3 protein-coding genes and 1 pseudogene are annotated in these 4,060 nt (G+C 38.0%); 1 reads left to right on the top strand and 3 read right to left on the bottom strand.

The window, feature by feature from the left end:
• From ABHN01_RS25050 to ABHN01_RS25040, 3 genes and pseudogenes are all read right to left on the bottom strand, one after another.
• Nucleotides 1–523: GntR family transcriptional regulator (locus ABHN01_RS25050; protein ID WP_429877797.1), on the bottom strand; the 523-nt coding region annotated here is incomplete at its 3' end.
• Between the two features lie 222 nt (nucleotides 524–745).
• Nucleotides 746–1,234: a GNAT family N-acetyltransferase gene (locus ABHN01_RS25045; RefSeq protein WP_429877796.1), complete on the bottom strand. Its 489-nt coding sequence runs from the start codon at nucleotides 1,232–1,234 to the stop codon at nucleotides 746–748.
• A gap of 60 nt (nucleotides 1,235–1,294) precedes the next feature.
• Nucleotides 1,295–2,326, bottom strand: a pseudogene (locus tag ABHN01_RS25040) (IS1595 family transposase).
• 926 nt (nucleotides 2,327–3,252) lie between these two features.
• Here ABHN01_RS25040 and ABHN01_RS25035 point away from each other — a divergent pair.
• Nucleotides 3,253–3,525 (top strand): stage V sporulation protein S, encoded by a 273-nt coding sequence (locus ABHN01_RS25035; protein ID WP_091003520.1) that lies wholly within the window; start codon nucleotides 3,253–3,255, stop codon nucleotides 3,523–3,525.
• Nucleotides 3,526–4,060 lie beyond the last annotated feature (535 nt).

Genomic DNA, 4,060 nt, shown 5'->3' with positions numbered 1-4,060 from the left:
TACGATATCTAGATATCGTATCCTGCAGTGAATGAATAAACTGTTGTAATTTGTTATTCTGTAATGCTGATATAATGGTAAGATGAAACTCAGAGTTTATATGGTTAAGCTCTTCAACATTTTCCTCTTCGAGAAGTAATTCGGCCTTTTTTACATAAGCCTCAAGTCGATTAATAATCGTATAATTATCTGGTAAGATCCTACGGAGTGCTTCCATCTCTACAATCATTCGAATTTCATAGATTTCCTGAATTTCCTCTAATGTAGGAATCGAAACAATTACTTTGCGGCCTGGAAGTACGGAAACCAAGTTTTCATTTTCCAAACTTCGAAAAGCTTCACGAACCGGGGTACGGCTTACTGATAGCATGTTTGCAATTAAATTCTCACTCAATTGTTGCCCAGGCTTTAACTTTCCGTCTAATATTGCCTTTTTGATAGTTTGATAAACAACCTCTCGCAATGGTAAATAAGTTGGTAATTCACCAAGTGGCTCTAGTTTGATTTCTTCTTCCAAAGTCATGAGGATTCATTCCTTTTTCTTAGTAATAAGTATGGACTTTCGAAAACCATTAAGTCAATAATAACCGAAATCCAAGATATAAATCTAAATAAAGCATACACTGTTTTTAAAAATTAGGCTATGTTAAGCTTTAGTGTTGATTCTGGGAATAAAGCTAACCGCCTTCTGAGGAGGGCGGTTAGTTGAGCTAATGTCCTTGTTAGTTGAGTCAACATTGACTTTTTATAGAGATAACTTCAGGATATATTCTTCAACGTCCTCAGCTCGTGAATTGGAGTATCCCTTGTCTTCTCCTTTTATCTCAAAGCCACAATTTTCTAATACGCGAATGGAAGCAATGTTATCCTTCGCCGCACGAGCATAAAGGGGGCGAATGGTTATACAATCCAGAAATTGAGAGAGTGCTTCGGTCGTGACACCTTTCCCCCAGTATTCACGTCCGATCCAGTAGCTGACTTCCCGTTCACCGAACTGTTCAAAGCATGAGACATGTCCTGCCACATTTCCACTATAAATTACCGTCTTTTTTATTATCGTCTCATTGTTTAAAATCTTTTCCCAATGTGCCTTAAAAGCAATCTTATCCGACGGGTCCTTAGAAGTAAAGGCAGCCATAAAATTGGCTGTCGTGTCCAACTGCTGTTCAAAAAAAATCAATAGGTCATCTTCGATTACGTCACGCAACAACACGATTTCCACATTACACCTCATTCAAGTAAAATTTTTTTCAAACCACAGATTAATTTAGACAGTTATATTGAAGTATTCTTTTCAGCAAGAAAAAGCTGACCTTCGAAGATTAGTATTTGTCTCTGTTACTGTGAACAGGCATGAAGTGATTAACATATTTTTCTTATTCGACGCAGTATTCTCATATTCCTTGCTATCTAAGTAACGAAACCAAGCCAAATAATGTTGCAAATATTTTGTTGCAACGCCATTAAAGCGGTCAATCCAACGCTTCAAACGGCTATGGTAGCTGTTTACATTCTGAATGGGGTAAACCCCTTTCACACGCTGTTTCCAGTCGGACTTGAAGCGGTAATGGGTTAAACCTTTCGAATTGGCGTAGGAACTGAATGCACGCCATGAATCGAAACAAAGTACATTCGACTCTGATAAATGACCGCCAATAGCCTCATCCAATTTCGTAGTCCGAATACGCCCACGTCCAAGAACGCCGGAGAAAGTCATCTTCTGACGGTCACGGGCGACCAATACACATATTTGGTCGTTGCTGATGCCGCGATATTTAGCTTTGCCGCCGCGTTTACGGGACTTGCGTTCAGAGATGTTTCTTTTCCCCTTTTCAGAGTAGAGGAAATAGGTCTCATCCATCTCGATGATACCTTGGAATGATTCCGTTGGAATTTGTTTCAGAGCGGAAAGAATTTTATGCCGCCAATAAAAGGGGTTACATGAATTAACTCATCATGCAACAACTCGGCACATTTCATCAGCGAAAAACCCTCAATCATAAAATTCAATGAATCGAACCCAAAGGTGAGGTCTTCTGGTGCATTGAAGTGGAGTATTCGTGAGAACGTTAAACGTTTGACGGCAGGATTTACAGCGATAACGTTGCCGTCTAACCTTCCCAGTACGGGTTTTAATCACGTACTTTCCAAATTGCACAACCGAGAGGCTATCGCAATGTGGGCAGACAAGACCAGCTTTATACTTTAGCTCCTTGATTTCATCGATCGCACGTATAGGAGTAGTCATTCCCGTGATACGAGATTGCAAAAAGTGGAAGAGTTCCAGCTTGCCGCTGTTGTCTAAAGCATCAGCACGCTTTTTCAAATCCTATAGGTCCATAGGAAAATCATCTCCGAACGATAGTGTTACCTTAGTTATAGAACAAACGTTCGAATTTATCAAATATCAACATTGTAATTTAACATAGCCAAAAATTAAACAATGAAGCTCTAGATAGTGTTTATTAAGCTCATCATAAATGCGTGTACTTTTCCAGACGGTTAGCTTATGACTTCACTAAGGCTATTCAGTTTGTCCTAATTAACAGTCAAAAAGGTTACTCAAAAGTATCATGCTACTGCTAAATAGCAACAACACCATAATTATGATAAGGTGCTACGAACAAACCACCTCCACTCCAATTCATATAAATAATTCAAAAGGACTCTATTTAATGCCCTGTAATCCATCTTAGAACGGCCGAGAGCCCTGTCGTTGGACAGGGCTCTCGGCAACTTATGCTACTTACATCAAGTGCATGTTGCCAACTCGGATAGTAATATAAAGCGCTACGCATGAGCTCAGGATGAGTTTGTTTCACTTGTTTTTTGCTTAATGAATTTCCCCTGTTTTCAAGCTCCTGAATCTGCATGATCACTTCTTATGCTGATAAATTAGGTTCCAATGGATTCACTCCTTGTCTTTAGCACTATTTTTGCCTTTGATACAAAGATTAAACATGAAAAAAGGAAGAACTGTAAATGATCATCTTTATGATGAGTACAAAGTCATTCCAGTACTATTAATATACAGAACAAATCGAAAAAGATAGTTTCTATAGAAACAAGATGTATAATGAAAGAAACTAGATTCAGCTGTTCACAGAAATCGCGAAAGGTTTTTAAATCAATTCGCCCTTTAATGACTCCATGAGTATAACGCTTTAATAGTTTCTGTTTGATTTAGATATGAATATATATTCCTTCTAGTAATGAAATCAATGCGATCAAATAACAGGGGGACCCAGCTATATGGATAATCTATTAAAAGTATCATCAAAATCAAAGCCGAGTTCAGTTGCGGGCGCAATAGCAGGCGTAGTTAGGGAGACAGGTACTGTAGAAATTCAAGTGTTGGGAGCCGGTGCATTAAATCAAGCGATTAAAGCCATTGCGATTGCAAGAGGATTCGTAGCTCCCGCTGGTCTTGATTTGGTCTTTGTTCCTGGTTTTATAACTATTTTAATCGATAATCAAGAAAAAACTGCAATAAAATTAAGGGTAGATCCAAGAAAAAAACGATAGATTTTTATTATGTTAAAAACACCTGTTTAAAAGGCTTCTTTTGCATGCCTTGACAAAAGGTTTTTAATTTTAATATGGGATATAGCTACATTTTCCAGCACTTAAGTAGTCGAAAAAGATTACTCTATGGTGACCCGTTATTTATTCATCCATTAAAGACTACCAAACATAGGGTACAGACCCATTGATTTAAATATTTTTCAAAGTTATTAATTCCCAAGCAAAAAAATGTGAGGGTTACATGATTGGTGAGTACTTTTTTCTAAATGCAAGTCCATATTATCTTGATTGATCCGCTCTAAAAACATATTAGTTGTTGAAATATAGGAGTGTCCTGCCCAATCTTTTACAACCGCAAGAGAAACATCATTCTCGAGCATGACCGTCACAAAGTTATAACGGAACCTTGTGGGCTGATAACAGAATTCTGGGCAGCGAGATGGACCGCTGATTTCACAATTTTATAAAGTGACTCCATCAGCCCCTTTGCCATTAAATAGGATTTGTCTTGCTCTACTACTAATTGAATAGAATC

The organism is Fictibacillus sp. NRS-1165, from assembly GCF_050468105.1.
GTDB classification, from domain to species: domain Bacteria; phylum Bacillota; class Bacilli; order Bacillales; family Fictibacillaceae; genus Fictibacillus_C; species Fictibacillus_C terrinigri.
Note: the sequence above shows the minus strand (reverse complement) of the source record. Positions and strands in the feature narration are given on the sequence as shown.